Origin of the sequence: Aeromicrobium sp. NPDC092404 (genome assembly GCF_040684095.1) — a bacterium.
Lineage (GTDB): Bacteria > Actinomycetota > Actinomycetes > Propionibacteriales > Nocardioidaceae > Aeromicrobium.
The window spans coordinates 435,284-460,214 of record NZ_JBFBFI010000002.1; the positions used below are offsets into that span (position 1 = coordinate 435,284).

At 68.1% G+C, this 24,931-nt stretch carries 24 protein-coding genes and 2 tRNA genes; 11 read left to right on the forward strand and 15 right to left on the reverse strand.

Annotated features, from left to right (window positions below; genetic code table 11):
- Positions 1–75: 75 nt before the first annotated feature.
- The 5 genes from AB0N22_RS12525 to rpmH are packed head-to-tail and all read right to left on the reverse strand — an operon-like array spanning position 76 to position 2,275.
- The gene (locus AB0N22_RS12525; RefSeq protein WP_364640466.1) at positions 76–549 is read right to left on the reverse strand and encodes a R3H domain-containing nucleic acid-binding protein; all 474 of its coding nucleotides are present in this window, start codon (positions 547–549) and stop codon (positions 76–78) included.
- A complete protein-coding gene (yidC, locus tag AB0N22_RS12530) occupies positions 546–1,559 on the reverse strand; it encodes a membrane protein insertase YidC (protein ID WP_364640469.1) in 1,014 nt (337 codons plus the stop codon). The genes AB0N22_RS12525 and yidC overlap by 4 nt, the downstream gene beginning before the upstream one ends.
- Entirely contained in the window at positions 1,544–1,786 is a 243-nt protein-coding gene (gene yidD / locus AB0N22_RS12535) for a membrane protein insertion efficiency factor YidD (protein WP_364640472.1), read from the reverse strand. Before yidD ends, yidC begins: the two co-directional genes overlap by 16 nt.
- On the reverse strand, positions 1,783–2,133 hold the full coding sequence (gene rnpA / locus AB0N22_RS12540; protein WP_364640475.1) for a ribonuclease P protein component: 351 nt from the start codon (positions 2,131–2,133) through the stop codon (positions 1,783–1,785). Before rnpA ends, yidD begins: the two co-directional genes overlap by 4 nt.
- Positions 2,134–2,137: 4 nt before the next feature.
- On the reverse strand, positions 2,138–2,275 hold the full coding sequence (gene rpmH, locus AB0N22_RS12545; RefSeq protein WP_056210619.1) for a 50S ribosomal protein L34: 138 nt from the start codon (positions 2,273–2,275) through the stop codon (positions 2,138–2,140).
- Between the two features lie 342 nt (positions 2,276–2,617).
- Between rpmH and dnaA the strand changes: the two genes are divergently transcribed.
- From dnaA to AB0N22_RS12570, 5 genes are all read left to right on the forward strand, one after another.
- Positions 2,618–4,078 (forward strand): chromosomal replication initiator protein DnaA, encoded by a 1,461-nt coding sequence (dnaA, locus tag AB0N22_RS12550; protein WP_364640478.1) that lies wholly within the window; start codon positions 2,618–2,620, stop codon positions 4,076–4,078.
- Between the two features lie 385 nt (positions 4,079–4,463).
- Positions 4,464–5,606: a DNA polymerase III subunit beta gene (gene dnaN, locus AB0N22_RS12555; protein ID WP_364640481.1), complete on the forward strand. Its 1,143-nt coding sequence runs from the start codon at positions 4,464–4,466 to the stop codon at positions 5,604–5,606.
- A gap of 22 nt (positions 5,607–5,628) precedes the next feature.
- A complete protein-coding gene (gene gnd / locus AB0N22_RS12560; RefSeq protein ID WP_364640485.1) occupies positions 5,629–6,552 on the forward strand; it encodes a phosphogluconate dehydrogenase (NAD(+)-dependent, decarboxylating) in 924 nt (307 codons plus the stop codon).
- Positions 6,553–6,555: 3 nt separating this feature from the next.
- Positions 6,556–7,680 (forward strand): DNA replication/repair protein RecF, encoded by a 1,125-nt coding sequence (gene recF / locus AB0N22_RS12565; protein WP_364640488.1) that lies wholly within the window; start codon positions 6,556–6,558, stop codon positions 7,678–7,680.
- Entirely contained in the window at positions 7,673–8,170 is a 498-nt protein-coding gene (locus tag AB0N22_RS12570) for a DciA family protein (protein ID WP_364640490.1), read from the forward strand. Before recF ends, AB0N22_RS12570 begins: the two co-directional genes overlap by 8 nt.
- A gap of 3 nt (positions 8,171–8,173) precedes the next feature.
- On the opposite strand, the gene AB0N22_RS12575 is transcribed toward AB0N22_RS12570, so the two are convergent.
- On the reverse strand, positions 8,174–8,968 hold the full coding sequence (locus tag AB0N22_RS12575) for a phosphatase PAP2 family protein (RefSeq protein WP_364640493.1): 795 nt from the start codon (positions 8,966–8,968) through the stop codon (positions 8,174–8,176).
- 215 nt (positions 8,969–9,183) lie between these two features.
- Between AB0N22_RS12575 and gyrB the strand changes: the two genes are divergently transcribed.
- From gyrB to AB0N22_RS12600, 5 genes are all read left to right on the forward strand, one after another.
- Positions 9,184–11,181 (forward strand): DNA topoisomerase (ATP-hydrolyzing) subunit B, encoded by a 1,998-nt coding sequence (gene gyrB, locus AB0N22_RS12580; RefSeq protein ID WP_364640496.1) that lies wholly within the window; start codon positions 9,184–9,186, stop codon positions 11,179–11,181.
- Between the two features lie 17 nt (positions 11,182–11,198).
- The gene (gyrA, locus tag AB0N22_RS12585; protein WP_364640499.1) at positions 11,199–13,754 is read left to right on the forward strand and encodes a DNA gyrase subunit A; all 2,556 of its coding nucleotides are present in this window, start codon (positions 11,199–11,201) and stop codon (positions 13,752–13,754) included.
- Positions 13,751–14,563 (forward strand): DUF3566 domain-containing protein, encoded by an 813-nt coding sequence (locus tag AB0N22_RS12590; protein WP_364640502.1) that lies wholly within the window; start codon positions 13,751–13,753, stop codon positions 14,561–14,563. Before gyrA ends, AB0N22_RS12590 begins: the two co-directional genes overlap by 4 nt.
- Positions 14,564–14,620: 57 nt before the next feature.
- A tRNA-Ile gene (locus AB0N22_RS12595) sits at positions 14,621–14,695 on the forward strand.
- A 148-nt stretch (positions 14,696–14,843) separates the two neighbouring features.
- Positions 14,844–14,919: transfer RNA gene (locus AB0N22_RS12600), tRNA-Ala, on the forward strand.
- An 81-nt stretch (positions 14,920–15,000) separates the two neighbouring features.
- Here the strand turns inward: AB0N22_RS12600 and AB0N22_RS12605 are convergent.
- The 5 genes from AB0N22_RS12605 to AB0N22_RS12625 form a co-directional block, all read right to left on the reverse strand.
- Positions 15,001–15,951: a DUF808 domain-containing protein gene (locus tag AB0N22_RS12605; protein WP_364640505.1), complete on the reverse strand. Its 951-nt coding sequence runs from the start codon at positions 15,949–15,951 to the stop codon at positions 15,001–15,003.
- Positions 15,952–16,093: 142 nt separating this feature from the next.
- On the reverse strand, positions 16,094–16,261 hold the full coding sequence (locus AB0N22_RS12610) for a DUF3618 domain-containing protein (RefSeq protein ID WP_364640508.1): 168 nt from the start codon (positions 16,259–16,261) through the stop codon (positions 16,094–16,096).
- Entirely contained in the window at positions 16,258–16,662 is a 405-nt protein-coding gene (locus tag AB0N22_RS12615) for a phage holin family protein (RefSeq protein WP_364640511.1), read from the reverse strand. Before AB0N22_RS12615 ends, AB0N22_RS12610 begins: the two co-directional genes overlap by 4 nt.
- Entirely contained in the window at positions 16,659–17,024 is a 366-nt protein-coding gene (locus AB0N22_RS12620; protein ID WP_364640513.1) for a hypothetical protein, read from the reverse strand. Before AB0N22_RS12620 ends, AB0N22_RS12615 begins: the two co-directional genes overlap by 4 nt.
- 99 nt (positions 17,025–17,123) lie before the next feature.
- A complete protein-coding gene (locus AB0N22_RS12625) occupies positions 17,124–17,780 on the reverse strand; it encodes an NAD(P)H-dependent oxidoreductase (RefSeq protein WP_364640516.1) in 657 nt (218 codons plus the stop codon).
- Between the two features lie 103 nt (positions 17,781–17,883).
- Here AB0N22_RS12625 and AB0N22_RS12630 point away from each other — a divergent pair, with 103 nt between their 5' ends.
- Positions 17,884–18,369, forward strand: a complete 486-nt coding sequence (locus AB0N22_RS12630; RefSeq protein ID WP_364640519.1) for a MarR family winged helix-turn-helix transcriptional regulator — start codon at positions 17,884–17,886, stop codon at positions 18,367–18,369.
- Here the strand turns inward: AB0N22_RS12630 and AB0N22_RS12635 are convergent.
- The 4 genes from AB0N22_RS12635 to AB0N22_RS12650 all read right to left on the reverse strand — a co-directional run bounded on the left by AB0N22_RS12635 (position 18,366) and on the right by AB0N22_RS12650 (position 24,774).
- On the reverse strand, positions 18,366–19,229 hold the full coding sequence (locus tag AB0N22_RS12635) for an oxygenase MpaB family protein (RefSeq protein WP_364640522.1): 864 nt from the start codon (positions 19,227–19,229) through the stop codon (positions 18,366–18,368). The genes AB0N22_RS12630 and AB0N22_RS12635 overlap by 4 nt on opposite strands.
- 37 nt (positions 19,230–19,266) lie before the next feature.
- Positions 19,267–21,915, reverse strand: a complete 2,649-nt coding sequence (locus AB0N22_RS12640) for a dipeptide ABC transporter ATP-binding protein (RefSeq protein WP_364640525.1) — start codon at positions 21,913–21,915, stop codon at positions 19,267–19,269.
- A 1-nt stretch (position 21,916) separates the two neighbouring features.
- Positions 21,917–23,002, reverse strand: a complete 1,086-nt coding sequence (locus AB0N22_RS12645; RefSeq protein ID WP_364640528.1) for an ABC transporter permease — start codon at positions 23,000–23,002, stop codon at positions 21,917–21,919.
- A gap of 137 nt (positions 23,003–23,139) precedes the next feature.
- Positions 23,140–24,774, reverse strand: coding sequence for an ABC transporter substrate-binding protein (locus AB0N22_RS12650; protein WP_364640531.1), 1,635 nt, complete (start codon positions 24,772–24,774; stop codon positions 23,140–23,142).
- Between the last annotated feature and the right edge of the window lie 157 nt (positions 24,775–24,931).

Here is a 24,931-nt window from a genome sequence, read left to right on the forward strand (position 1 = left end):
ACGGGGGTGTTTCACGTGAAACATCCTGACGATCGGTGTCGCCCGGATCAGCCTCAGGCCCGGTCATCGGCGCACCTACTCAGCCGCCGGATGCACGACGACGTACCGATGCGGCTCGACGCCGTCCGACGAGCTGTTCAGACCACCGTCTGCGACGGCGTCATGGACGACCTTGCGCTCGAACGGCGTCATCGGGTCGAGCGACACCGACGCCTCGCCGGCCTTGACCTTGTCGATCGCGTCCTGCGCGATGGCCACGAGCTCGAGCCGGCGCGCGGCCCGGAAGCCTGCGACGTCCAGCATCAGCCGGCTCCGCTCACCCGTCTCGCGATAGACGGCAAGACGAGTCAGCTCCTGCAGCGCGTCCAGCACCTCGCCGTCACGGCCGACCAGGTGGTCGAGGTTGCCGCCGACGATCGCCACCGCAGCGCGGTCGCCGTCCACATCCATGTCGATGTCACCATCGAGGTCCGCGATGTCCAGCAGACCCTCGAGGAAGTCCGCAGCGATGTCGCCTTCCTTCTCCAGCTTCTTCGCGAGGTCGCTCACTTGGTGCCGTCCTTGTCCGTCTCGTCGTTCTTGCTCGTGATGTCTGGCTTGCGCTTGGGCGGGCCGGCCGGCTTCTTCTTGCGCTGGCTGCGGGCCTGGTTCTTGGGCTGCTGACGCGGGGGAGGCTTGGGCAGGTCCTCGACGACCGGCTTCAACGGATCCTCGGCGACCGTCTTCCCGTGCTTGGCATCGCGGTCCTGCTTGGCCTTGAACGCCGGCGTGCCGGGAGCAGGGTTGTTGCGGATGACGTAGAACTGCTGGCCCATGGTCCAGAAGTTCGAGGTCGTCCAGTAGAAGAGGACGCCCAGCGGGAACGCCACGCCACCGACGGCGAAGACCACCGGCAGGATGTACAGCAGCAGCTTCTGCTGCTGCGCGTACTGGCCCGACATGGCATCGGCCGGCATGTTCTTGCTCATGAGCTGGCGCTGCGTCGTGAACTGCGTGATGCACATGATGATGACCAGCGACATCGTGAGGATCTTGGTCTCCACGGCGTCGCTCTGCAGGAACGTGTCGGCGATCTGGGCGCCGAGCAGCTTGGCCTTCGAGAGCGAGTCGGCGTCGTCGGCCGACAGGAACCCGCGAGCTCCCTCGGCGCCGTTTTTCGCAGCCTGGTCGAGCACGCGGAACAGCGCGAAGAAGATCGGCATCTGCAGGATCAGTGGGAGGCACGAGGCGAACGGGTTGGTACCCGTCTCCTTCCAGAGCTTCATCTGCTCCTGCGTGAGCCGCTCACGGTCGTGCTTGTACTTCTGCTGGAGCGCCTTGATCTGCGGCTGCAGCAGCTGCATGTTGCGGCTCGACTTGATCTGCTTGACGAACAGCGGGATCAACAGCGTTCGGATCGTGACGGTGAGGCCCACGATCGCCAGGGCCCAGGTCCAGCCCGAGTCACCCGACAGCCCGACCATCTCGAACAGCCGGTGCCAGACCAGCAGGATCCCCGACACCGCGTAGTAGAGCGGCGTCATGATGGCGCCGCCGATGTCGCCTAGGAAGTCGAACATGGTTCTCCTCTGTGTGACTGTGGGACCGGGTCATAGCCTCCGGCGCTCCAGGGGTGGCAGCGCAGGACACGACGTCCGGCCAGCCAGGTTCCGCGCACCGCACCGTGGGTCTCGACGGCCTCCAAAGCGTAGGCCGAGCAAGTGGGGTGGTAGCGGCAGACCTGACCGTAGAGCGGGCTGATGGCGAAGCGGTACGCCTTCAGCAACCAGATCAAGGGGTGTTTCATCGGGCACCGGCTCGCGCCAGCGCTGCGTCCAGGTGCTCAGCGAGCGTCGTCGAGCCGGCGTCGTGAGCGGCGGGAAGCGCTCGCACCACGACCCGGCTGCCACTTGGCAGCGCGTCGACGCGGTCACGCATCAGGTGACGCAGCTGGCGCTTGACCCGGTTGCGATCGACTGCCGACCCCACGGCCTTGCTCACGACGAAACCGACGGACGTGGGTCCGCCGGTTCCTGGGACACTGGTTCCCATCAAGACGTGAGCGACGAGGGTGGGTTGTGCACCTTTGGCCCCACGACGAATCGTGTGCCGGAAGTCATCCCCGCTGCGCATGCGTTGGCCGCGCGCGAGCAACGGCTCAGGCGGACAGCTTGGCGCGGCCCTTGCGGCGGCGGTCCGCGAGGATCGCGCGCCCGGCGCGGGTGCGCATGCGGAGGCGGAAGCCGTGCTTCTTGGCACGACGACGGTTGTTCGGCTGGAAAGTGCGCTTGCTCACGATGTGTTCCTCACGGATCTCAGTCTGGGCCGGTCGACGGCCACCGCTCGCCCACGACCGAGACGTACTTGTCGTGGGCATGCGGCGGAAGTCGTTCTAGGACGACTAGACAACGGTACGGGGGCCTCGGACACCGGTCAAACTGATCTCCTTACGCGTCCTGGGCGCCGTCGTCCACACGACACGCCGAAGGCTGAGGACGAGCTGGGGAATTCCGCTTGTATGGACCCTGCATCGCTGCTAGCGTCACCGCGGTATCGAGTTTTCCACAAGGCACCCTCAACTCTCGAGTTCGCATTCACACCATGTGGAAAACCATGTGGACGTGTCGGGAGGCATTGGATGAGTGACGGCCAGGAGACCAGCCCGGAAGAGCATCTCAACCGAGTCTGGCAAGGAGCCGTCGACACGCTCTCCCCCGGCGCGAAGGTGTGGGTCTACTCCGCCAAGCCGCTGACGCTGCACAACAACATCCTCATCGTCGCGGTCCAGGACGACCTCACCCGTGCGCAGCTCGAGTCGCGCGTCAGGCCAGCTCTCGAGCACGCCATCAGCTCGACCCTGCAGCAGGAGACCCGGCTCGTCGTCACGATCGAGCCGACCTTAATGGAACCGCGTCCAAGTCTACAAGACGACTTGTCGACAAATACGCCTTCCTATGGCCAGGACACCGACCTGGACGACGAGGACGACGACGACCAGGACGAGTTCGTCCCCAGCTGGGCCGAGCGCAAGACCGCGCCGCCCCGCATCGGCAGCGTCGCCGAGGCCAGACTCAACCCGCGCTACCTGTTCGAGAACTTCGTCATCGGCTCGTCCAACCGGTTCGCTCACGCCGCCGCCGTCGCCGTCGCCGAGGCACCGGGCAAGGCGTACAACCCGTTGGTCATCCACGGCGAGTCCGGTCTGGGCAAGACCCATCTGCTGCACGCCATCGGCCACTACGTCCTCAACCTCTACCCGTCCTCGCGCGTCCGCTACGTCAACAGCGAGGAGTTCACGAACGACGTCATCAACGCGATCCGTGAGAACCGCACCGCCGCGTTGAAGCGCAAGTACCGCGAGATCGACGTCCTCCTCGTCGACGACATCCAGTTCCTCGAGGGCAAGGAGTCGACGCAGACCGAGTTCTTCCACACGTTCAACGCGCTGCACAACGAGAACAAGCAGATCGTGATGACCTCGGACCGTCCGCCCAAGAACCTGACGACCCTCGAGGACCGGCTGCGCAACCGGTTCGAGTGGGGCCTGACGACCGACGTCCAGCCGCCCGATCTCGAGACACGCATCGCGATCCTCCGCAAGAAGGCCGCCAACGAGAAGCTCACCGCGCCGGCCGACGTGCTCGAGTTCATCGCCAGCAAGGTGCAGACCAACATCCGCGAGCTCGAGGGTGCCCTCATCCGAGCCACGGCGTTCGCCAACCTCAACGGCACGACGGTCGACCTGCAGCTCGCGCAGATCGTGCTGAAGGACCTCATCGCCGAGGGCGAAGAACCCGACATCACGGTCGGCATGATCATGGCGCAGACCGCCGCCTACTCCGAGTTCTCGATCGACGACCTGTGCAGCACCAACCGCAGCCGCAACCTGGTGCTCGCCCGGCAGATCGCGATGTACCTGTGCCGCGAGCTGACCGAGATGTCGCTCCCCAAGATCGGGCAGGAGTTCGGCAACCGCGACCACACCACGGTGATGCACGCCGATCGCAAGATCCGCAAGCTCATGGCCGAGAAGCACGCGGTCTACAACCAGGTCACCGAGCTGACGGCCCGCATCAAGCAGCAAGCCCGTCAGTCATGACGTGTGAATGGCCCGTCAGGACCATTCACACCTGGGGAAGACGCTGTGGGAAAACCCATCAGTCACGTGGACATCATCGGACGCTGTGTGAACAGCGTGTGAACGCAAGACCCACATCCACAGCTCTGTGTAGTTTGGCGTCGCCGCCGGCCACAGGTTGTCCACGGGGGCAAACGCCGGAACTCCAGCACGAATCCAGGTTGTCCACCGAATCCACAGACGCTACTACGACTACTACTCTTCTCTATCTCCGCAATGCCAGCCGAAGGAACGTCTCGAGCTGTGTGTGGATGACATCTTCTGCACTTCCCCTGAATACGTCGCGCCACGGATACCGTGGCAGGATTCATCCCGACGGCTCCCGTCCTCGGAAAGGCCCCATCACGTGAAATTCCGCATCGACCGCGACACGCTCGCCGACGCCGTCGCCTGGACAGCCCGCAGCCTGCCCAACCGTCCGAGCGTCCCCGTGCTCGCCGGCCTCCTGGTCGAGACCGCCGCGGACGGCCTGACCTTGTCCGGGTTCGACTACGAGACCTCGACCCGCGCGACCCTGCCGGCCGAGGTCAGCGCCGACGGCCGGGCGCTGGTGTCCGGTCGCCTGCTCGCCGAGATCGTCAAGGCCCTGCCCGCCAAGCCTGTCGACATCTCCCTGGACGGCACCAAGGTCCAGGTCGTGTGCGGCAGCGCTCGGTTCAGCCTGCAGACGATGCCCGTCGAGGAGTACCCGCAGCTCCCCGAGATGCCCACCGCCTCCGGCACGATCAAGGCCGACGACTTCGCGACCGCGGTCTCCCAGGCCAGCGCCGCAGCCGGCCGCGACGAGATGCTGCCCCTGCTGACGGGTGTACGCCTCGAGCTCGAGGGCTCGACGATCTCGCTCATGGCGACCGACCGGTTCCGCGCCAGCCTCCGCGACCTCGAGTGGTATCCCGAGGCGAGTGACCTGTCGGCCCAGGCGCTCGTGCCGGCTCGCGTCCTCAACGAGACGGCCCGCTCGCTCACCTCCGGCGGCGACGTCACGATCGCGGTGTCGTCCGGCGAGTCCGGCGACGGCCTGATCGGCTTCGAGGGCGTGGTCGGCAACGGCACCCGCCGCACCACGACCCGCCTGCTCGAGGGCGACTTCCCGCGCGTACGCCAGCTCTTCCAGGCCCAGGCCGAGACCGTCGCCTACGTCGAGACCCAGGCGTTCGTCGACTCGGTCAAGCGCGTGGCGCTGGTCGCCGAGCGCAACACCCCGGTACGCCTGACGTTCTCCGACGGGCAGCTCCTGCTCGAGGCCGGGAGCGGCGACGAGGCGCAGGCGTCGGAGTCCATCGAGGCCACGATCAACGGCGCCGACATCTCGATCGGCTTCAACCCGACCTACCTGCTCGAAGGACTCGCGGTCATGCCGGACCCGGTCGTGCACCTGTCGTTCACCCAGCACACCAAGCCGGCCGCGATCTCGGGCGTCCAGGAGATCGGCGCCGACCCCGATGTCGCGTTCCGCTACCTGATCATGCCCGTACGCCTGCAGAACTGAACTCTCGGAGGGACCTCACACCATGGACATCGGACTCGTCGGACTCGGCAAGATGGGTGGCAACATGCGCACCCGCATGCGCAACGGCGGTGTCACCGTCGTCGGCTACGACCGCAATCCGGACGTCTCCGACGTGGCATCGCTCGAGGAGCTCGTCGAGCAGCTGCCGTCGCCCAAGGTCGTGTGGGTCATGGTGCCGGCCGGCGACATCACCCGGTCCACCGTCGAGCAGCTCATCGAGCTGCTGGGTGAGGGCGACGTCATCGTCGACGGCGGCAACTCCCGCTGGACCGACGACGAGAAGCACGCAGCACTCGCCGCCGACAAGGGCATCGGCTACGTCGACTGCGGTGTCAGCGGCGGGGTCTGGGGACTCGACAACGGCTACGCCCTGATGGCCGGCGGCAGCACCGACGACATCGCCAAGGTTATGCCGGCATTCGACGCGCTCCGCCCCGACAGCGAGTCGGGCTTCGTGCACGCCGGTCGCGTCGGTGCCGGGCACTTCTCCAAGATGGTCCACAACGGCATCGAGTACGCCATGATGCAGGCCTACGCCGAGGGCTTCGAGCTGCTCGAGAAGGTCGACATGGTCGACAACGTCACCGAGGTCTTCGACTCCTGGCGCACCGGTACCGTCGTGCGCTCGTGGCTGCTCGACCTGCTGGTCAAGGCGCTCGAGGAGGACCCGGGCCTGTCCAAGGTCCGCGGCTACGCCGAGGACTCCGGCGAGGGTCGGTGGACCGTCGAGGCCGCGATCGACAACGCCGTGCCGATGCACACGATCGCCGCGTCGCTCTTCGCGCGCTTCACCTCGCGCCAGGACGAGTCGCCGGCGATGCAGGCCGTCGCCGCGATGCGCCAGCAGTTCGGCGGCCACGCGGTGAAGGCTGCCGAGGAGAAGGGCCTCGATCCCGCCGCACCCGATCCGGCCGATCCCGTCTAACCCGTGCACGTCAGTCGCCTGACCCTGCACGACTTCCGCTCGTACGACTCCGTCGAGATCGACCTCGAGCCCGGGGCGACCGCGTTCATCGGGTCCAACGGGCAGGGCAAGACCAACCTGGTCGAGGCGATCGACTACCTCTCACGCCTCGACTCGCACCGGGTCTCGGGCGACGCGCCGCTCGTGCGGTCCGGCGCCGAGCGCGCGGTCGTCCGCGCGGATGTCGTGCGGGGTGACCGGACGGCACTGCTGGAGCTCGAGATCACGCCGGGCAAGGCCAACCGGGCCCGCATCAACCGCGGGGCGCTGCCCCGGACGCGCGACCTCATCGGGGTGCTCCGCACCGTGATGTTCTCGCCGGAGGACCTGGCACTCGTCAAGGGTGACCCGTCGGACCGCCGCCGGTTCCTCGACTCGCTCCTCGTGCTCCGCACCCCGCGCCTGGCCGGGGTCCGCGCCGACTACGACCGCGTGCTCAAGCAGCGCAACACGTTGCTCAAGTCGGCCCGCGGCCGGCGCACCGTGGAGATCGCGACCCTCGACATCTGGGACGAGAACCTCGCGCGCACCGGAGCCGAGGTGGTGTCGACGCGTCTGCTGCTGCTCGACGCGCTGGCCCCGCACCTGGCCGAGGCCTACGTCCGAGTGGCCGCGGCCGCGGCGCCCGATCGCCGCGTCGTCACGGCGACCTACAAGCCGTCACTCGAGCTGGACCCGGACGTCCGCGACCAGGCTGAGATCCAGCAGGCGCTCTTGGACGAGATCGCCCGGCGCCGCAACGACGAGATGGACCGCGGCATCAGCCTCGTCGGCCCGCACCGTGACGACGTCGTGCTGACGATCGGTGAGCTGCCGGCCAAGGGCTACGCGAGCCACGGCGAGGCCTGGTCGTTGGCGCTGGCCCTGAGGCTCGCGTCGTTCGAGCTGTTGCGCGATGATGACGACGATCCCGTGCTGATCCTCGACGACGTCTTCGCCGAGCTCGACCAGGGCCGCCGCCAGCAGCTCGCCGAGCTCGTCGGTGACGCCGAGCAGGTGCTCGTCACCGCAGCAGTGGCCGACGACGTGCCCGAGACGCTCAAGGGTCACCGCTTCAACGTCGCCGGAGGGGAGGTCGCCCGTGACTGATCCCGGCACGCCGTCCGACGACGGCCTCGACCTGGCGCGGGACATCGCGCAGTCTTATCGCGGCAAGGGCTCGCCCGTGCCACCGACCGGCAAGCGCCGCGTGCGGCCGGCCAAGCCGGTTCGGGCCGCCCGCGACGAGCCGAGCAGCCTCGCCGACCTGCTCGGCGAGGTCGTCAACGACCAAGGCTGGGACGAACGACTCGCCGCGCAACGGGTGTTCACCGACTGGGCCGCGATCGTGGGTCCCGAGGTCGCCCAGCACTCCGAGGTCATCGCGTTCGACGACGGCGAGGTCGAGGTGCGCACCGACTCGACGGCGTGGGCGACCCAGCTCCGGCTCCTCGCGCCACGCATCGTGGCCAAGCTCAACGAGCTGATGGGCGACGGGTCGGTGCTGCGGATCGTGGTGCGCGGACCACAGGCGCCGTCGTGGAAGAAGGGCCCCCGCTCGATCCGCGGTGCGCGCGGCCCGCGGGACACCTACGGCTGATCCTCACTCGGCCGGGGAGACCGCTGCCGCGGCGACGACGAACAGTGCCGTGATCGCCGTGACGGCGCCCAGCACGAGCGACGCCTGGGTGAAGCCGACCCACCCGTACGCCGGACGCACGCCGATCGCGACCAGCGTGGCGAGGCCGGCACCACACCCCAGCACGGCGCTGATGAACGTGCCGGTCACCGGAGTGCGCGGGCCGTGCATGAACCAGGCGACGAGCCCGGTCCAGAGCAGGCTGACCGCGAGCGCGGCCACGACGTCGGCGGGGCGGTGCCAGCCGGCGACGATCGTCGACGTACCGGTCAGGGTCGTGGCGAGTCCACCGGCGGCGGCGACGAGGGGGCGCACGGCCTTGGGCGCGACCAGCAGGGCCGCGCCGACCGAGCTCGCGACGACGGTCGTGTGGCCACTCGGCAGGCTGTTGAGCACGCCGAGCCCGAAGTCGGGCCGGTCGAGGAACGAGTGCTTGAGCAGCTGGGTCGCGAGGTTCGCGCCGCCGATGATGACCGCGGCGCCGATCGCGAGCCGGGCCTTGCCCCGCAACAGGGCGACCACGCCGCAGGCGATCGCGACCACGACGATCGCGCCGATCGAGACATAGCCCAGACCGCTGAGGAGGGTGAGCTTCGTGTCGCGGCCGGCGACGACGGTCCGCATCGCCTCGTCGTCCCACCGCTGCCCCCGCGCCGACTGCAGGGCGATGACGACCATGAGCGCGAGCGTCCCCGCTGCTGCGACGGCCGCGGCAAGGGCCGGGATCGCCGTGTCGCGACGGGTGACTGTCGTGCTCATCCCTCTACGATGCCCGATGGCTCCCAAGGCGCGCGAACCCTGCCCGGACTGGGCGACTCGGCGGGCCTTCGGACATACCGGAGGTTGGTGGAGGGTCTGCGCCGTCGTCACAGCCGCCGTTATGTGGCTCTCAGGGGCAAGTCACGGTCGCGACGCGCCGCCCGCCAGCTGTGGGTAAGCGCTGAGACCCACACAATGGCCCGTATACTGGATGGGTGAGCCAAACTCCAGATCCTGCAGCATCGTACGACGCCAGCAACATCCAGGTTCTCGAAGGTCTGGAGGCAGTGCGCAAGCGACCTGGCATGTACATCGGCTCGACTGGTGAGCGTGGCCTGCACCACCTGGTCTACGAGGTCGTCGACAACTCGGTCGACGAGGCGCTGGCCGGATATGCGACCCACATCGCGGTGACCTTGCAGGCCGATGGCGGCGTGCGGGTCGTCGACGACGGCCGTGGCATCCCCGTCGACGAGCACCCGACCGAGAAGATGCCGGCCGTGACGCTGGTCCTCACCTCGCTGCACGCGGGCGGCAAGTTCGGCGGCGGCGGCTACAAGGTCTCCGGTGGTCTGCACGGCGTCGGCGTCTCGGTCGTCAACGCCCTGTCGACCAAGCTCCACGTCGAGGTCAAGCGCGACGGCTACCGCTGGACGCAGTCGTTCACCTACGGCGTCCCCGATGCCCCGCTCGAGCGGCACGAGAGGACCGACGAGACCGGTACGACGACGACGTTCTACGCCAGCGAGGACATCTTCGAGACCGTCGTCTACAGCTACGAGACGCTCAAGACCCGGTTCCGCGAGATGGCGTTCCTCAACAAGGGTCTCGAGCTCGTGCTGCGCGACGACCGCGAAGAGGCCCAGGAGGCCTCCGAGGGTGACACCCCCGTCGACGCGGTCGAGCGCGACGCCAGGTTCCGCTTCGACAAGGGCCTGGTCGACTACGTCGAGCACATCAACGTCGGCAGCAAGTCGCCGATCCACCGTGAGGTCATCTCGATCGAGGCCGAGGACGAGTCCAAGGGCCTCTCGCTCGAGATCGCGATGCAGTGGAACGACAGCTTCATCGAGTCGGTCCACACGTTCGCCAACACGATCAACACGCACGAGGGCGGCACGCACGAGGAAGGCTTCCGTGCGGCACTGACCACGACGGTCAACAAGTTCGCCACCGCTCAGGGCCTCATCAAGAAGGCGTCCGACAACCTCTCGGGCGAGGACATCCGCGAAGGGCTGACGGCGATCGTGTCGATCAAGCTCGAGGAGCCTCAGTTCGAGGGCCAGACCAAGACCAAGCTCGGCAACAGCGAGGCCAAGTCCTACGTCCAGTCGGTCCTCAACGAGGAGCTGGGTGCCTGGTTCGAGCAGCACCCGACCGAGGGCAAGACGATCGTGCGCAAGTCGATCGACGCAGCGACCGCGCGCATGGCCGCTCGCAAGGCTCGCGACCTGGCCCGCAACCGCAAGGGGTTCCTGGGTGGCGGTGGCCTGCCGGGCAAGCTCGCCGACTGCTCGTCGCGCAACCCCGAGGAGTGCGAGGTCTTCATCGTCGAGGGCAACTCCGCCGGTGGCTCGGCCAAGGGCGGCCGTGACCCCCGTACGCAGGCGATCCTCCCGCTGCGCGGCAAGATCCTCAACGTCGAGAAGGCTCGCATCGACAAGATCCTGCAGAACGCCGAGGTCCAGGCGATCATCTCGGCGCTCGGCACCGGTGTGCACGACGACTTCGACATCGACAAGCTGCGCTATCACAAGATCGTGCTGATGGCCGATGCCGACGTCGACGGCCAGCACATCTCGACCCTGCTGCTGACGCTGCTGTTCCGGTTCATGAAGCCCTTGATCGACGGCGGGCACGTCTACCTCGCGCAGCCGCCCCTCTACAAGATCAAGTGGAGCAACTCCGCCGACGAGCTCGCCTACTCCGACGCCGAGCGCGACGCGATGCTCAAGGCCGGCGCCGCCGACGGCAAGCGCCTGCCCAAGGAGGTCGGCCAGCAGATCCAGCGCTACAAGGGTCTCGGCGAGATGAACGACAGCGAGCTCTGGGACACCACGATGGACCCGGCCAACCGCATCCTCCGTCAGGTGACGCTCGAGGACGCCGCGATGGCCGACGAGATGTTCACGATCCTCATGGGCGAGGACGTCGAGCAGCGCCGCTCGTTCATCCAGCGCAACGCCAAAGACGTCCGCTTCCTCGACATCTGACCTGACAGGGCTCACTGATGACTGACACGACACCTCCCGAGCACGACCGCATCGAAGCCGTCGAGCTGCAGGACGAGATGCAGCGCTCCTACATCGACTACGCGATGAGCGTCATCGTCTCCCGCGCGCTGCCGGACGTACGCGACGGCCTCAAGCCGGTGCACCGACGTGTGCTCTACGCGATGTTCGACGGCGGCTACCGTCCCGACCGCGGCTTCTCCAAGTGCTCGCGCATCGTCGGTGACGTCATGGGTCAGTACCACCCGCACGGCGACACCGCGATCTACGACACCCTCGTACGACTGGCGCAGCCGTGGGTCATGCGCGCACCGATGATCGACGGGCAGGGCAACTTCGGCTCGCCGGGTGACGACGGCGCTGCCGCCATGCGCTACACCGAGTGCCGCCTCGCGCCGATCGCCATGGAGATGGTGCGCGACATCGACAAGAACACCGTCGACTTCCGCCCCAACTACGACGGCCGCTCGCAGGAGCCGACGGTGCTCCCCGCCCGCATCCCCAACCTGCTGGTCAACGGGTCGGCCGGCATCGCGGTCGGCATGGCGACCAACATCCCGCCGCACAACCTGCGCGAGGTCGCCGAGGGCGCCCAGTGGGCGCTGGCCAACCCCGACGCCAGCAAGGAAGAGCTGCTCGAGGCGCTCATCGAGCGCGTCAAGGGTCCGGACTTCCCGTCCGACGCGCTGATCGTCGGCACCAAGGGCATCGAGGACATGTACCGGACGGGCCGCGGGTCGATCATGATGCGCGCGATCGTGTCGATCGAGGAGGACACCAAGGGCCGCATCCAGCTCGTCGTCACGGGCCTGCCCTACCAGGTCAACCCCGACAACCTCATGCGCAAGATCGCCGACCTGGTCAACGCCGGTCGCATCCAGGGCATCTCGGACCTGCGCGACGAGTCGTCGTCGCGCGTCGGCCGCCGCATCGTGATCGAGATCCGCAAGGACGCGATCGCGCGGGTCGTGCTGAACAACCTCTACAAGCACACCGAGCTGCAGACCAACTTCAGCGCCAACATGCTGGCCCTGGTCGACGAGGTCCCGCGCACCCTGACCCTGGACGGCTTCGTCAGCAACTGGATCAACCACCAGATCCAGGTCATCCAGCGTCGCACCCAGTACCTTCTCGACGAGGCCGAGGCGTCGGCGCACATCTTGCGCGGGCTCGCCAAGGCGCTCGACGCGCTCGACGAGGTCATCGCCCTGATCCGCCGCAGCCCCACGGTCGAGGAGGCCCGCGACGGCCTCATCAGCCTGCTCGCGATCGACGAGCTCCAGGCCCGCGCGATCCTCGACATGCAGCTGCGTCGCCTGGCCGCCCTCGAGCGCCAGAAGATCATCGACAACCTCGCCGAGCTCGAGCTCAAGATCGCGGACTTCAAGGACATCCTGGCCAAGCCCGAACGACAGAGGCAGATCGTCTCCGAGGAGCTCTCCGACATCGTCGACAAGTACGGCGAGGACCGGCGCTCCGACATCATCCCCGCCGACGGCGACCTGTCCGACGAGGACCTGATCCCCGACGAGGAGGTCGTGGTCACCATCACCAAGGGCGGCTACGCCAAGCGCACCAAGACCGACCTCTACCGCGTGCAGAACCGCGGCGGCAAGGGCGTACGCGGTGCGGCCCTGCGCGGTGACGACCTCGTCGAGCACATGTTCGCCACGACGAGCCACCACTGGATCCTGTTCTTCACCACGGCCGGCCGGGTCTACCGCGCCAAGGCCTACCAGCTGCCCGAGGCCGGGCGCGACGCCAAGGGCGGCCACGTCGCTGGTCTGTTGTCGTTCCAGCCGGACGAGGAGATCGCGCAGGTCCTGGCGATCCGCGACTACGAGCAGGCGCCCTACCTGGTGCTGGCCACCAAGAAGGGCCTGGTCAAGAAGACCCGGCTCGGCGACTACAACAGCCCACGCCAGGCCGGCGTCATCGCGATCAACTTCCGCGACGAGGACGACGAGCTCATCGGCGCCGAGCTGGTCACGCCCGAGGACGACCTGATCCTCATCTCGCGCAAGGCGCAGGCGATCCGCTTCCGCGCCGACGACGAGCAGCTGCGTCCGATGGGTCGTGCCACCTCCGGCGTCACCGGCATGAAGTTCCGCGAGGCCGACTCGATGTTGTCCATGTCGGTCATCCGCCGTTCAGCCGGCGCGCTCGAGTCCGAAGAGGTGCCCGAGGAGGACCAGCTCTACGTCTTCACGGTCACCGACGGCGGCTTCGCCAAGAAGACCCCGGTGGAGCAGTACCGCCTGCAAGGCCGCGGCGGTCTCGGCATCAAGGCCATGCAGATCACCGAGAACCGCGGTGAGCTCGTGGGCGGCCTCGTGCTGGTCGACACCGACGACGTCATCTCGGTGACGGCCGCCGGACAGGTCACCCGGAGCCTCGTCTCCGGCGTCAATCCGACAGGCCGTGGCACGATGGGGGTGAGCTTCGTGAAGTTCAAGGGGGATGACCGGGTCGTGACCATCGCGCGCAACACCGAGCTTCTCCAGGACGAGGCGCAGGCCGAAGAGACGTCGACCGACGAGGACCAGGATCAGTGACCGAAGACGACAAGCAGGACCCGACCTCCGCGCCGGGCTCCAGCGCAGGCGACGCGGCGCCGACCCAGCAGATCCCCCGCATCCCCAAGCCGGCGAGCCGTCCGGCCAAGAAGGCCCCGGCCAAGAAGAGCGCCGCTGCCAAGGGTGCGGCAGGTGCCGGGACGCAGACCGACAAGGGACGGCCTCGCGCGACCCCGGCCAAGCAGCCGAAGTCGTCCGGCGACGACACCCAGGACAAGGGGTCTGACCGCGGCAAGGACAGCGACGACAAGGGACGAACCCTGACCGCCGCCGACTACGCTCGCACGACCAAGCCGTCGCCCTCGACCACCGCGGTCATCCCGGCGGTCAAGGACAAGGTCGACCAGAAGGCGAACCGCGAAGGAGCCACCACCAAGTCCGGCGCGACACTCACGCCGACACCGGACTCGGGCTCCAAGAAGGAGCGCCGCGCCAGCCTGCGGCTGACACACGTCGAGCCGTGGTCCGTCACCCGCCTGGCCTTCGCGATCTCGGTCGCGATGATGATCGTGGCGGTCGTCGCCGTGTCGATCTTCTGGGTCGTCCTCGAGGCGACCGGTGTCTGGGACGAGATCAACGGCAGCGTCACCTCCGTGCTCAGCGACGACTCGACGAGCTTCAACATCACCGACTACCTGGGCTTCGGTCGCATGGTCGGACTGACCCTCGTGCTGTCCGCGATCAACGTCATCCTGACGACCGCACTGGCCACGATCGGCGCTCATCTCTACAACCTGGCGGCCCAGCTCCTCGGCGGTGTCGAGGTGACATTCGCCGAGGAAAAGTAAGACCCCTCCCCGTTTTGGGGGAGCGCATGGCGGTGGGGTAAAGTTCATCGCTGTTGCGGGCGTATAGCTCAGCTTGGTTAGAGCGCATCCCTGATAAGGATGAGGTCCGAGGTTCAAGTCCTCGTACGCCCACTCGCACAGGAGGTCCCATGAAGAAGATCATCGCCCTCGGGCTCACCGCGGCAGGTGTCTTCTGGGCCCTGTCGAAGAAGCAGGGCAAGCCCACCGACACGTGGGCCGCCGCCAGCGACAAGGTCTGACTCCGGACCGGCACGACCACGGGGCCGTGGCGCAATTGGTAGCGCACCTGCTTTGCAAGCAGGGGGTTAGGGGTTCGAGTCCCCTCGGCTCCACCACATACGAAGGCTCCCCACCCCGGGTTTGGGTGGGGAGCCTTCGCCTTCTGCACGCTCGTCTGGAGCGGGCACCAGCCCGCCTCAGTGCGCGGCGGCTCCGCGCCGTTTCTGCACCTGGATCCAGATCGTCGCGACGATCGCTCCGACCACGAGGCCGATGAGCGCCGACACGGCGGTGTTCAGCAGCCAGGCGAGGGCAGCGCCGCCGGTCGACACGGCGTGCTTGATGTCCTCCTCGGCGTGATGCACCAGGTCGTAGAGGGCGTGCCACCCGAGGTCGTCGACGCCGACCAGCAGGATGTGACCGCCCACCCACAGCATCGCCACCACGCCGACCGTCGCGAGCACGTTGAGGAACACCGGCATCGCGATGACGAGGCCGCGCCCCACGCGCTGGGCGACAGCCGACGAGCGCTTGGCGAGGTGCAGCCCGATGTCGTCCATCTTGACGATCAGGCCGACCGCGCCATAGACCAGCGCGGTGATGCCGACGGCGACGAGTGCGAGGATCAGTGCCCGTGACACGAAGGGCTCGTCGGTGACCTCGTTGAGCGCGATGACCATGATCTCCGCCGACAGGATGAAGTCGGTGCGGATGGCGCCCGCCACCATGGTCGCCTCGTGGTCGGTGTCGCTGTCGTCGGCCGCGACGGGCTTGGTCTCGTCGTGGTGGCCGTGACCGAGCTTCTCCCACAGCTTCTCGGCACCCTCGAAGCACAGATAGGTGCCGCCGACCATCAGGATCGGGGTCAGCAGCCACGGCAGGAACTGGCTGAGCAGCATGGCCGCCGGAAGGATGAACAGGAGCTTGTTGCGCAGCGACCCCACGGCGATGCGCCGGATGACGTTGAGCTCGCGAGAAGGATCGAAACCCTGGACGTAGCGGGGCGTGACGGCGGCGTCGTCGACCACGACCCCGGCTGCCTTGGTGCCGGCTCGTCCCGCCGCAGCGCCGACGTCGTCGACCGACGCAGCCGCCAGCTTGGCCAGCGCGGCCACGTCGTCGAGCAGGGCTGCGAGTCCGCCGGCCATCAGAGGGTTCGTTCGTCGGTGCGAGTCATGATCACCCTGCCATCGTAGAAGCCCAGCCCTACGACTGTGCTGCGAGGAGCGGTCGGGACCGCTGCCGCACCCCGACGCGTGGATCGCCGGGGCAGCAGCGGCTGCGCACGTGTCAGCTCAGGCGTCGCCAGAGCACGAGCGCGGCGACCGCCGCGACGCCGACGAGCGCCACCATGCCGAGGCGGCGCTTGCCGGTGTCGGCCTTGGCCGCGAGCGCGTCGACGGTGTGCCCCAGGTGCTCGCGGGTCTGTTGGATGTCCTGCTCGATCGTGTCGGTCATGAGGTTCCCCCGGGGCGTGCGGCGGCGACGTCGGCCTTGACGCTCTCGACCCGCTCGCGCGGGCCCTTGGCGACCCGGCTGACGCGCGCCTTGCCGATCAGTGCAGCGATCCCGGCGACGACGAACAGTCCGCCGGCGACGATCAGCGCGGCGAGCCAGGCGTCGAGGGCCTCGGCGATGCCGATGATGCCGGCCGCCACGAGCGCGCCGAGGCCGTAGAGCGCCAAGGTCCCGGCGAAACCGAACAGGCCGGCGCCGACTCCGAGGCGCTTGCCGCTCGTCGCGAGGTCCTGCTTGGCCAGCTGGATCTCGCTGCGGATCAGCGTGGAGATGTCATCGGACGCCTGGGCGATCAGCTCCCCGGTCGACGCCTGCGACGTCGGGACGCGCGGAGGTGTCATGACATGCCCTGGCGGTGGGCGTCGGCGATCTTCGACCCACCCGGCACGGGCGGCGGGCCGATGACCTCGTCGCCGGGCTTGTAGGCGTCCGAGCTCGGGTCGGTGTCGTTGCCCTTCACCTTGTCGGCGATCTTGGTCTTGGCATCGCCCGCGACGTCGGCCACCTTGGCGCCGACCTTGCTGCCGACCTCCGAGCCGGCCTGCTTGGCCTGGGTCTGGACGTCGTCCACCGCGCTCTGGACCTTGGGGTTGTTCCAGGCCTTGGTGGCCTGGGTCTTGATCTGTTCGTAACGCTCGCGCCCGGCGCGAGCCCCCAGGACGTACCCGGCGGCGCCGATGACGAGCACTGTCAGCTTCTTCACAATCAACCACTCCTTCGGGTCGGGCGTACCCCGTTGGGGAGTGGTCACACATGAGCGTCCGACGGGCGCCGGGGAGCTCGCCCTCCCCGGCGCTCGGGCCTAGGCCGCCGGGCGGAGCTTGATCGTGACGGAGCGGGCGCTCTGCCGCGCGGACTCGTGGGACTCGGCCAGCTGCTCGCGGGCCAGCTCACGGAGCTCGGCCATCTGCGGCGTGACCTCGGCCAGGGTCAGCTCGGTCTCGATGACGTCGAGGTCGAGACCCCACACATCCTCCAGCACGCGCCGCATCCAGCCCGTCGCGTGGTCCCAGCCCTCGCGCGGCGTACCGGCTCCGTAGCCTCCGCCGCGTGCGGTCACCAGGAACGCGGGCTTGCCGACGACCTCGCTCTGGCCGATCGTGAGACGGGGGTCGGTCGTGGCCAGGTCGTACCACGTCTTGAAGTGCTGGGAGACGCCGAAGTTGTAGAGCGGGACCGCGAAGATCAGGGCGTCGGCCGACACGACCTCGTCCGCGAGTGCCGCCGCTGCCCGGACGGCGGCAGCCTGCTCGGCAGTGCGCTGCTCCTGCGGTGTGAAGCCGGCGAACGCCGCGGCCGGCCACAACGTCGCCTCGATGGGGTCGGTGCCGAGATCGCGACGTACGACGGTGGGGCCGCCGAGCTCCTCGACGATGGTCGTCTCGAGGGTGTCGGCAACCGCGCGAGTGACGGATCCTTCGTGGCGGATGCTGGCGTCCAACCGGAAGATGGTGCTCATGATGCTCCTAGATCTCGATAGTCTGTTGAAACGATCATATACTAGACAGACAATCGGGAAACATGATGATCGTCACTGCGAACCCAGTGGCTACACTTGGCTCATGACGGACATGGCTGAGGCGACGACGGTGGAGAGCTCCATCGACCTCGGTCAGGCCCTCGGCACGCTGTTGCGGCGTTACCTCGAGAGCGCCACCGAGGCGATCAGCGACCTGCCCGGCGGTCCGCGTGGCTATCAGGTCCTGTCGATCGCCTCGAGCAACCCGTCCAGCAACCAGGCCGGCATCGCCGAGCTGATGGGGCTCGACCGCACCGTCATGACCTACCTGGTGGACGACCTGGAAAGGGCGGGGCTCGTCGAGCGGCGGCCCGACCCGAGCGACCGACGGGCGCGCCTCGTCGTGCTGACGGCCGCGGGCCGCACGACCTTCGCGGCCCATGCCGCTCGCATCGGTGAGGTCGAGCGGGCGCTGCTCGGCCCGCTCTCCGAGACGGACGCCGAGGTGTTCAGGCAGCTGTTGCTCAAGATCGCCTCAGCCGGCCCGGTCGTCGGGGCGTGCGAGGTCCCGGGCATCGCCGACTGCTAGGTGCGCGTCGGTGGGCCGGAGCCCATCGCCCAACGGATCGCCCCGGTGATCACCACGCCGCTCGTACGCACGGCGGTCGCCTCCACGACGGGCAGCCACGGCAGCCGCAGAGGCCAGCGGGTCCACCGCGGCATCATGCCGACGGCCGCCGCCGACAGCAGGCCGTAGGGCGCTCGCAGCGTCAGGGGCACGGGCGGGTGCACCAGGATGAACCGTGCCGCGCGGCGGGCGGCGGGAGTGCCCGCCAGCTCGGGCCGGTAGTCAGCCAGCACCTGCTCGAGCTCGGCGACGGTCTCCGGCACGTCGACGGCGCCGAGGGCACGAGCCACGTGTGCGGTCTGGGCGACGTACGCGTCGCGGCCGGCGGCATCGAGCGGGTGCGCGCCGTAGCGGTCGTGGGCCCGCAGGAAGCTGTCGATCTCGGCCACGTGGACCCAGCGGATGAGGTGGGGATCGGACGCGACGTAGGGCCGGCCGTCGGGCGCCGTGCCGCGTATGCGCTCGTGGACCGCCCGGACGACGGCGACCGCACGATCGGCGTCGTCGATCGTCCCGAACGTCGTCTCGGCCAGGAACGTGCTGGTGCGTTGCAGCCTGCCCCAGGGATCGCCGCGGAAGCCTGAGTGCGCGTCGACGGCTGCCATGGCGAGTGGGTGCATCGACTGCAGCAGCAGAGCGCGGATGCCGCCGACGAACATCGAGGCATCGGCGTGCACGCGGCAGATCTCCGAGTCCGGCGCGAACCGTCGCGGACCTTCGGAGAAGTGGATCCGGTCGCGCCGGGCCGGGCCCTCGTCACCGGCGACCCGCGAGAAGATCGAGTCGCCCACGCGCCGGCGTACGGTTTCGAGCGGGTTCATGGCTCGACCGTACGCCGGGTCGCGTGAGTCGGCTCGGTCAGGAGATGTCGGTCAACAGGTGACCGCGCTCCTCGCGACGTCGGCGCTGCTCGGCCGGGTCCGGCACGGGCACCGCGGCGATGAGGCGCTTGGTGTAGTCCTCCTGCGGGTTGCCGAGCACCTGGTCGCGGGGACCGATCTCGACAAGCTTGCCGTGCTGCATGACCGCGACGCGGTTGGCGAGCGTGTCGACGACGGCCAGGTCGTGGCTGATGAACAGGCACGCGAACTGCAGCCGTTGCTGGAGCTCGGTGAACAGCTCGAGCACCCGGGCCTGCACCGACACGTCGAGCGCCGAGGTGGGCTCGTCCGCGATCAGCAGGTCGGGATCCAGCGCCAGCGCACGGGCCAGGCTGACGCGCTGGCGCTGTCCGCCCGAGAGCTCGTGCGGGAACCGCTCGGCGTACGAGCCACCGAGCTCCACGCTCTCGAGCAGCGACCGCACCTTGGCGTCGATCTCGGACTGCTTCATCTCGGTCTGGACGTGCAGCGGCTCGGCGACGCATTGCCCGATCGACATGCGCGGGTTGAGCGACGCGGCCGGGTCCTGGAACACGAACCCGAAGCGGGACCGCAGCGGTCGCAGCTCGCGATCGCTGAGCCCGGAGATCTCGTTGCCCGACACGTTGATCGTGCCGCTGGTCGGCTGCTGGAGACCGACCGTCGTGCGCCCGACCGTCGACTTGCCCGAGCCGGACTCACCGACCAGGCCGAGCACCTCGCCCTTGCGCACCTCGAGCGACACGTGGTCGACGGCGCGGAACGGCGGCTGGCCGAAGCCACCGGGGAACTCGACGACCAGGTCGTCGACCTTGAGCACCAGCTCGTTGTCGTCGACGAGGCCCGGACCGTTCTCGCGGCCGAGGTGCGGCACGGCGTCGAGCAACGCCCGCGTGTAGGGGTGTCTCGGCTCGGCGAACAACCGGGAAGCTGGTGCCTCCTCGACGATGTTGCCGCGATACATCACGACGACCCGGTCGGCCATGTCGGCGACGACGCCCATGTTGTGCGTGATGAGCACGATCGCGGTGCCGAGCCGGTCCCGCAGGGACAGCAGCAGCTCGAGGATCGCGGCCTGCACCGTGACGTCGAGGGCCGTCGTCGGCTCGTCGGCGATGATGACGTCGGGATCGCACGCGATCGCCATCGCGATGACGACGCGTTGCTTCTGGCCCCCGGACAGCTGGTGCGGGTAGTAGTCGACGCGCTGCTCCGGATCGGGCATGCCGACCAGCTCGAGCAGCTCGACGGCGCGCTTGCGGGCCGCCTTCTTGGAGATGTCCTGGTGCGCCTGGAGGCCTTCGATGATCTGCCACCCGACGGTGTAGACCGGGTTGAGCGCGGTCGACGGCTCCTGGAACACCATCGAGACCTGGTCGCCCCGGATGGGCCGCAGGCTGCGCGCGGACATCCCGAGCAGCTCGCGGGTGCCGAGCTTGGCCGAACCGCTGACCTCTGCGGTCGACGGCAGCAGGCCGAGCACGGCGCGCGAGCTGACCGACTTGCCGGAGCCGGACTCGCCGACGACGGCGACGACCTCCCCGGGCGCGACGTCGAAGCTGATGCCGTTGACGGCGTGCACCGGTGCCGCATCGGTCCGGAACGTGACGGCGAGGTTGGACAGCGAGAGCGCGGCGACCCGCTTCTCGTCGCCTGCCGGGCCGCTGTCTCGGACCTCGACCGCAGGCTCGGCCTCGCCCGTGAGCTCCTCGAACTCGTGCTTGATCTCCTCCTCGTCAGCCTCGGCGTTGTCGGCGCCACGCGTGCGGAGCAACGGGTTGAGGATGTCGTTGAGGCTCTCACCGACCAGCGTCGCACCGAGCACGATCAGCACGATCGCGATGCCGGGGAACGTACCGGTCCACCAGATGCCGGACGACGCGTCGGGCAGCGCCTTGTTGAGGTCGTAGCCCCACTCGGCCGCGGCCGTCGGCTCGATGCCGAACCCCAGGAAGCCGAGCCCGGCCAGCGTGAGGATCGCCTCGGACGCGTTGAGCGTGCCGATGACCGGCAAGGACTGGGAGACGTTGGAGAAGATGTGCTTCTTGAGGATCCGGGGGGTGCGGACACCGACCACCTTGGCCGCGTCGACGTACGGCTCGGCCTTGACCGACAACGTCGCGTTGCGGATGACGCGGTAGTACTGAGGCACGAACACGACAGTGATCGACAACGCTGCGGCGACGATGCCGCTGACCGCGCCGCTGCTGCCGCCGGACACGACGATCGACACGACGATCGCGAGGAGCAGCGACGGGAAGGCGTACAGCGCATCCATGACCAGCACGAGCACACGGTCGAGCTTGCCGCCGAGGTAGCCCGAGACGAGCCCGAGCGGCACGCCGATCACGGCCGACAGTGCGACGGCCAGGATGATGACCTCGACCGCGGTGCGGGTGCCGTAGATGACGCGCGACAGGACGTCGGTGCCACCGACCGTCGTGCCGAACCAGTGGTCGGCGGACGGCCCCTGCTGGGTGCCGAACACCCTGCCGCCGGCGCGGTCGGCGTTGAAGTCGTACGGGGCGAGCCACGGCGCGAAGATCGCGACGAAGACGAAGAACGCGACCAGGCCGAAGCCCAGCAGCAGCATGAAGCGTTGCAGTCCGTGCGACTGCCGGACGATGGACGGCACGAAACGGCTCATGTCAGAACCTCACTCGGGGATCGACGAACGCGATGATGACGTCGATGAGGAAGCTCATGGCTCCGACGATCAACGCGATGACCGTGACGATGCCCTGCACGGCGAGGAAGTCACGCTTGATGAGGTACTCCGAGAGGCTGTAGCCGAGGCCCTTCCACTCGAAGGTCGTCTCGGTGAGGATCGCGCCGCCGAGCAGCAGGGCGACCTGCATGCCCATGACCGTGACGACGGGGATCAGGGCGTTGCGGAAGGCGTGCTTGTTCATGACCCGGCGCTCGGAGACGCCACGGGCGCGGGCAGCGGTGACGTAGTCCATCCGCATGGTCTGCAGGAGGTTGACGCGGACGAGCCGCAGGAACACGCCGCCGGTCAGCAGGCCGAGGGCGATCGCCGGCAGGAGGGCGTGCTGGAGCACGTCGCCGATGATCGCGGGATCACCCCACAGCAGCGCGTCCACGATCATGATGTTGGTGTGCGGGTTGACGTCGAGGAGCGTCAGCTCGTTGGAGACGCTGGCGCGTCCGGACGCCGGCCAGCCGAAGGGGCTGAACGCGAGCTTGAGCAGCAGGCCCACGAAGAAGACCGGGGCGGCGTAGACCAGGATCGAGAACAGCCGGAGCGCGACGTCGGGCGTCCGGTCGCGGTATCGGGCGGCGATGCGGCCCAGCGGGATGCCGACGGCGAACGCGACGAGCAGCGACCAGAACGCCAGCTCGAGCGTCGCGGCCCCGTTGGTCACCAAGATCTCGGAGACCTTGCGGTTGTCGGTGAGCGTCGTGCCGAAGTCACCGCGGAACAGGCCGCTGATGTACTCCCAGTACTGCGTCAGGATCGGCCGGTCGAGGCCGGCCTCGGCCTTGCGTTCAGCGATCTGCTCGGCGTTGAGCCGCCCACCGAGGGCGGCCTGGATCGGGTCGCCGATGACACGCATCATGACGAACACGAGCGTCACCAGCACCCAGATCATGGGGATCAGGAGGGCGAGGCGGACCAGCAGGTAGCGAGCGAGCGGGCTCAGCGGGCCACGGCGGCGCGGCGCTGACTCCCCTGCCGGCTCGGACGGCGCAAGGACTTCGGCGGTGGACATCGGTTCCTCTTCTTGCTTGAGCCTGTCGGAGGGGCGTGATCATGGGCCGGGTCCTCTCGACAGGCTCGAGGACCGTTCGATCGACAAACATACGGAAGAGGGGCGGGCCCGTCACGGGCCCGCCCCTCTTCACGGTGTCACTTCGTCAGCGAGGTGAATCGGAACTTGAACGACGGGTCGAGCGTGTCCTTGACACCCTTGATCTCGTCGGTCGCGATCGCAACCTGCGAGCCGGTCAGCAGCGGCAGGTAGGGAACCTGGTCCGCGAGGCGGTCCTGGATCTCCTTCAGGGTCGCCTCGCGGGCGGCCTTGTCGCTCTCGGTCCGTTCGGCGTCGAGGAGCTTGGACATCTCCTTGTCCTCGAAGTCCGTGCCCTCCTCGTTGTAGTGCGAGTTGGTGAAGTTGCCGCTCTTGTCCTTGCTGTACGGCGAGAGGAACGGCGACAGGTAGTTGTCGGCGTCCGGGAAGTCCGGGAACCAGCCCAGCTGGAACACCGGGTAGGCGTCGGCCGGGTACTCCTCGGAGTACGTCACCCACTCCGTCGACTGGAGGTCGACCTTGAACAGGTCGGTGGCCTCGAGCTGACGCTTGACCGCGGCGTACTCCTCGGCGGAGCTGGAGCCGTAGTGGTCGGGGTTGTACTGCAGCTTGATCGTGACCGGGGTCTTCACGCCGGCGTCGTCGAGGAACTTCTTGGCGGCGGCCTTGTCAGCCGTCTCGCCGTAGGCGTCCTTGAACGACTCGGTCGCGCCGACCTGTCCGTCCGGCACCATCGAGTAGGCCGGGGTGAACGTGTCCTTGTAGACCTGGCTCGCGAGCTCGGCACGGTCGACCGACGAGGCCATCGCCTTGCGGATCGCGAGCTTCTGCTCAGGATCGTCGCCGGGCATGGTCTTCAGGTTGAACGTGATGTAGCGCAGCTCGCCGCCGGGCCCGTTGTGGACCGTGAGCCCGTCTTCCTTCTCCAGGTCGGCGATGTCGGTCGGAGTGAGCGACCGGTAGGCGACGTCGACGTCCTTGTTCTGGATGTCGAGCTTGAGGTTCTCGGGCTTGGCCTCGTACTTCATCGTGACCGTCTTGGTCTGGGCCTTGCCGTAGGTCCCGTCGTAGTCGGGGTTGGCCTTGAACTCGGCGAGCTGGTTCTTGGAGTACTTGGAGATCGTGTACGGACCCGAGAAGCCGTTGGCCTTGACCGCAGCGTCGTCATCGAGGACCTTGTCGGCGGGGTAGGTCTCCTCGTCGACGATCGGGCCGGCCGACGTCACCAGCACCTGCGGGAACGTCTGGTCGTTGGCCGCGTTCAGCGTGAAGGTCACGGTCTTGTCGTCCGTGGCCTCGACCGACTTCATGGCACCCAGGAGCGAGGCGGGGCCGTTGGGGTCGTTGATCTTGCCGATGCGGGTGTAGGAGAACACCACGTCGGAGGCGGTGAGCTCGTTGCCGTTGGCGAACTTCAGCCCGTCCTTCATCGTGCAGACGTACTTGGTGGGGTCCTCGGTGTCGAAGTCGCACTTCTCGGCGGCGTCCGGCGTGAGCTCGGTGCTGCCGGCCGGGAAGTTCAGCAGGTACTGGTAGACCTGCGTCTGGACGTTGAGCGAGCCGTTGTCGTACGAGCCGGCCGGGTCGATCGAGACGACCTTGTCCGTGGTGCCGACGACGATGCCGGAACCGGAGTCCCCGCCGTCGTCCTTGCTTTGTCCACACGCGGCCAGCGTGATGCCGGCGAGCGCAGAGGCCGCGATGATCGCGGTTCCTCGACGGAAGTTCTTCATTGCTCTCCTACGAGTCGAGCCGCAACGCGTGGTCGCGGCGGGATTGTCCACATGATGGGACCGAGCCTTTCCGCACGCTACACGCGCCCGTGGGGCCGTGACCGACGCGCAAGATTGCATTTTGGTTACCGAACGGCCGTCCGGGCTGCAATGCCGA

Coding starts and splice junctions, on each gene's coding strand:
- AB0N22_RS12640 (WP_364640525.1), bottom strand. CDS start 21,915: ATGAGCCGTTTCGTGCCGTCCATCGTCCGGCAGTCGCACGGACTGCAA.
- AB0N22_RS12630 (WP_364640519.1), top strand. CDS start 17,884: ATGACGGACATGGCTGAGGCGACGACGGTGGAGAGCTCCATCGACCTC.
- AB0N22_RS12645 (WP_364640528.1), bottom strand. CDS start 23,002: ATGTCCACCGCCGAAGTCCTTGCGCCGTCCGAGCCGGCAGGGGAGTCA.
- yidD (WP_364640472.1), bottom strand. CDS start 1,786: ATGAAACACCCCTTGATCTGGTTGCTGAAGGCGTACCGCTTCGCCATC.
- yidC (WP_364640469.1), bottom strand. CDS start 1,559: ATGTTCGACTTCCTAGGCGACATCGGCGGCGCCATCATGACGCCGCTC.
- AB0N22_RS12615 (WP_364640511.1), bottom strand. CDS start 16,662: ATGACACCTCCGCGCGTCCCGACGTCGCAGGCGTCGACCGGGGAGCTG.
- AB0N22_RS12635 (WP_364640522.1), bottom strand. CDS start 19,229: ATGAACCCGCTCGAAACCGTACGCCGGCGCGTGGGCGACTCGATCTTC.
- AB0N22_RS12610 (WP_364640508.1), bottom strand. CDS start 16,261: ATGACCGACACGATCGAGCAGGACATCCAACAGACCCGCGAGCACCTG.
- dnaA (WP_364640478.1), top strand. CDS start 2,618: ATGAGTGACGGCCAGGAGACCAGCCCGGAAGAGCATCTCAACCGAGTC.
- gyrA (WP_364640499.1), top strand. CDS start 11,199: ATGACTGACACGACACCTCCCGAGCACGACCGCATCGAAGCCGTCGAG.
- AB0N22_RS12625 (WP_364640516.1), bottom strand. CDS start 17,780: ATGAGCACCATCTTCCGGTTGGACGCCAGCATCCGCCACGAAGGATCC.
- AB0N22_RS12650 (WP_364640531.1), bottom strand. CDS start 24,774: ATGAAGAACTTCCGTCGAGGAACCGCGATCATCGCGGCCTCTGCGCTC.
- AB0N22_RS12575 (WP_364640493.1), bottom strand. CDS start 8,968: ATGAGCACGACAGTCACCCGTCGCGACACGGCGATCCCGGCCCTTGCC.
- gnd (WP_364640485.1), top strand. CDS start 5,629: ATGGACATCGGACTCGTCGGACTCGGCAAGATGGGTGGCAACATGCGC.
- AB0N22_RS12605 (WP_364640505.1), bottom strand. CDS start 15,951: ATGGCCGGCGGACTCGCAGCCCTGCTCGACGACGTGGCCGCGCTGGCC.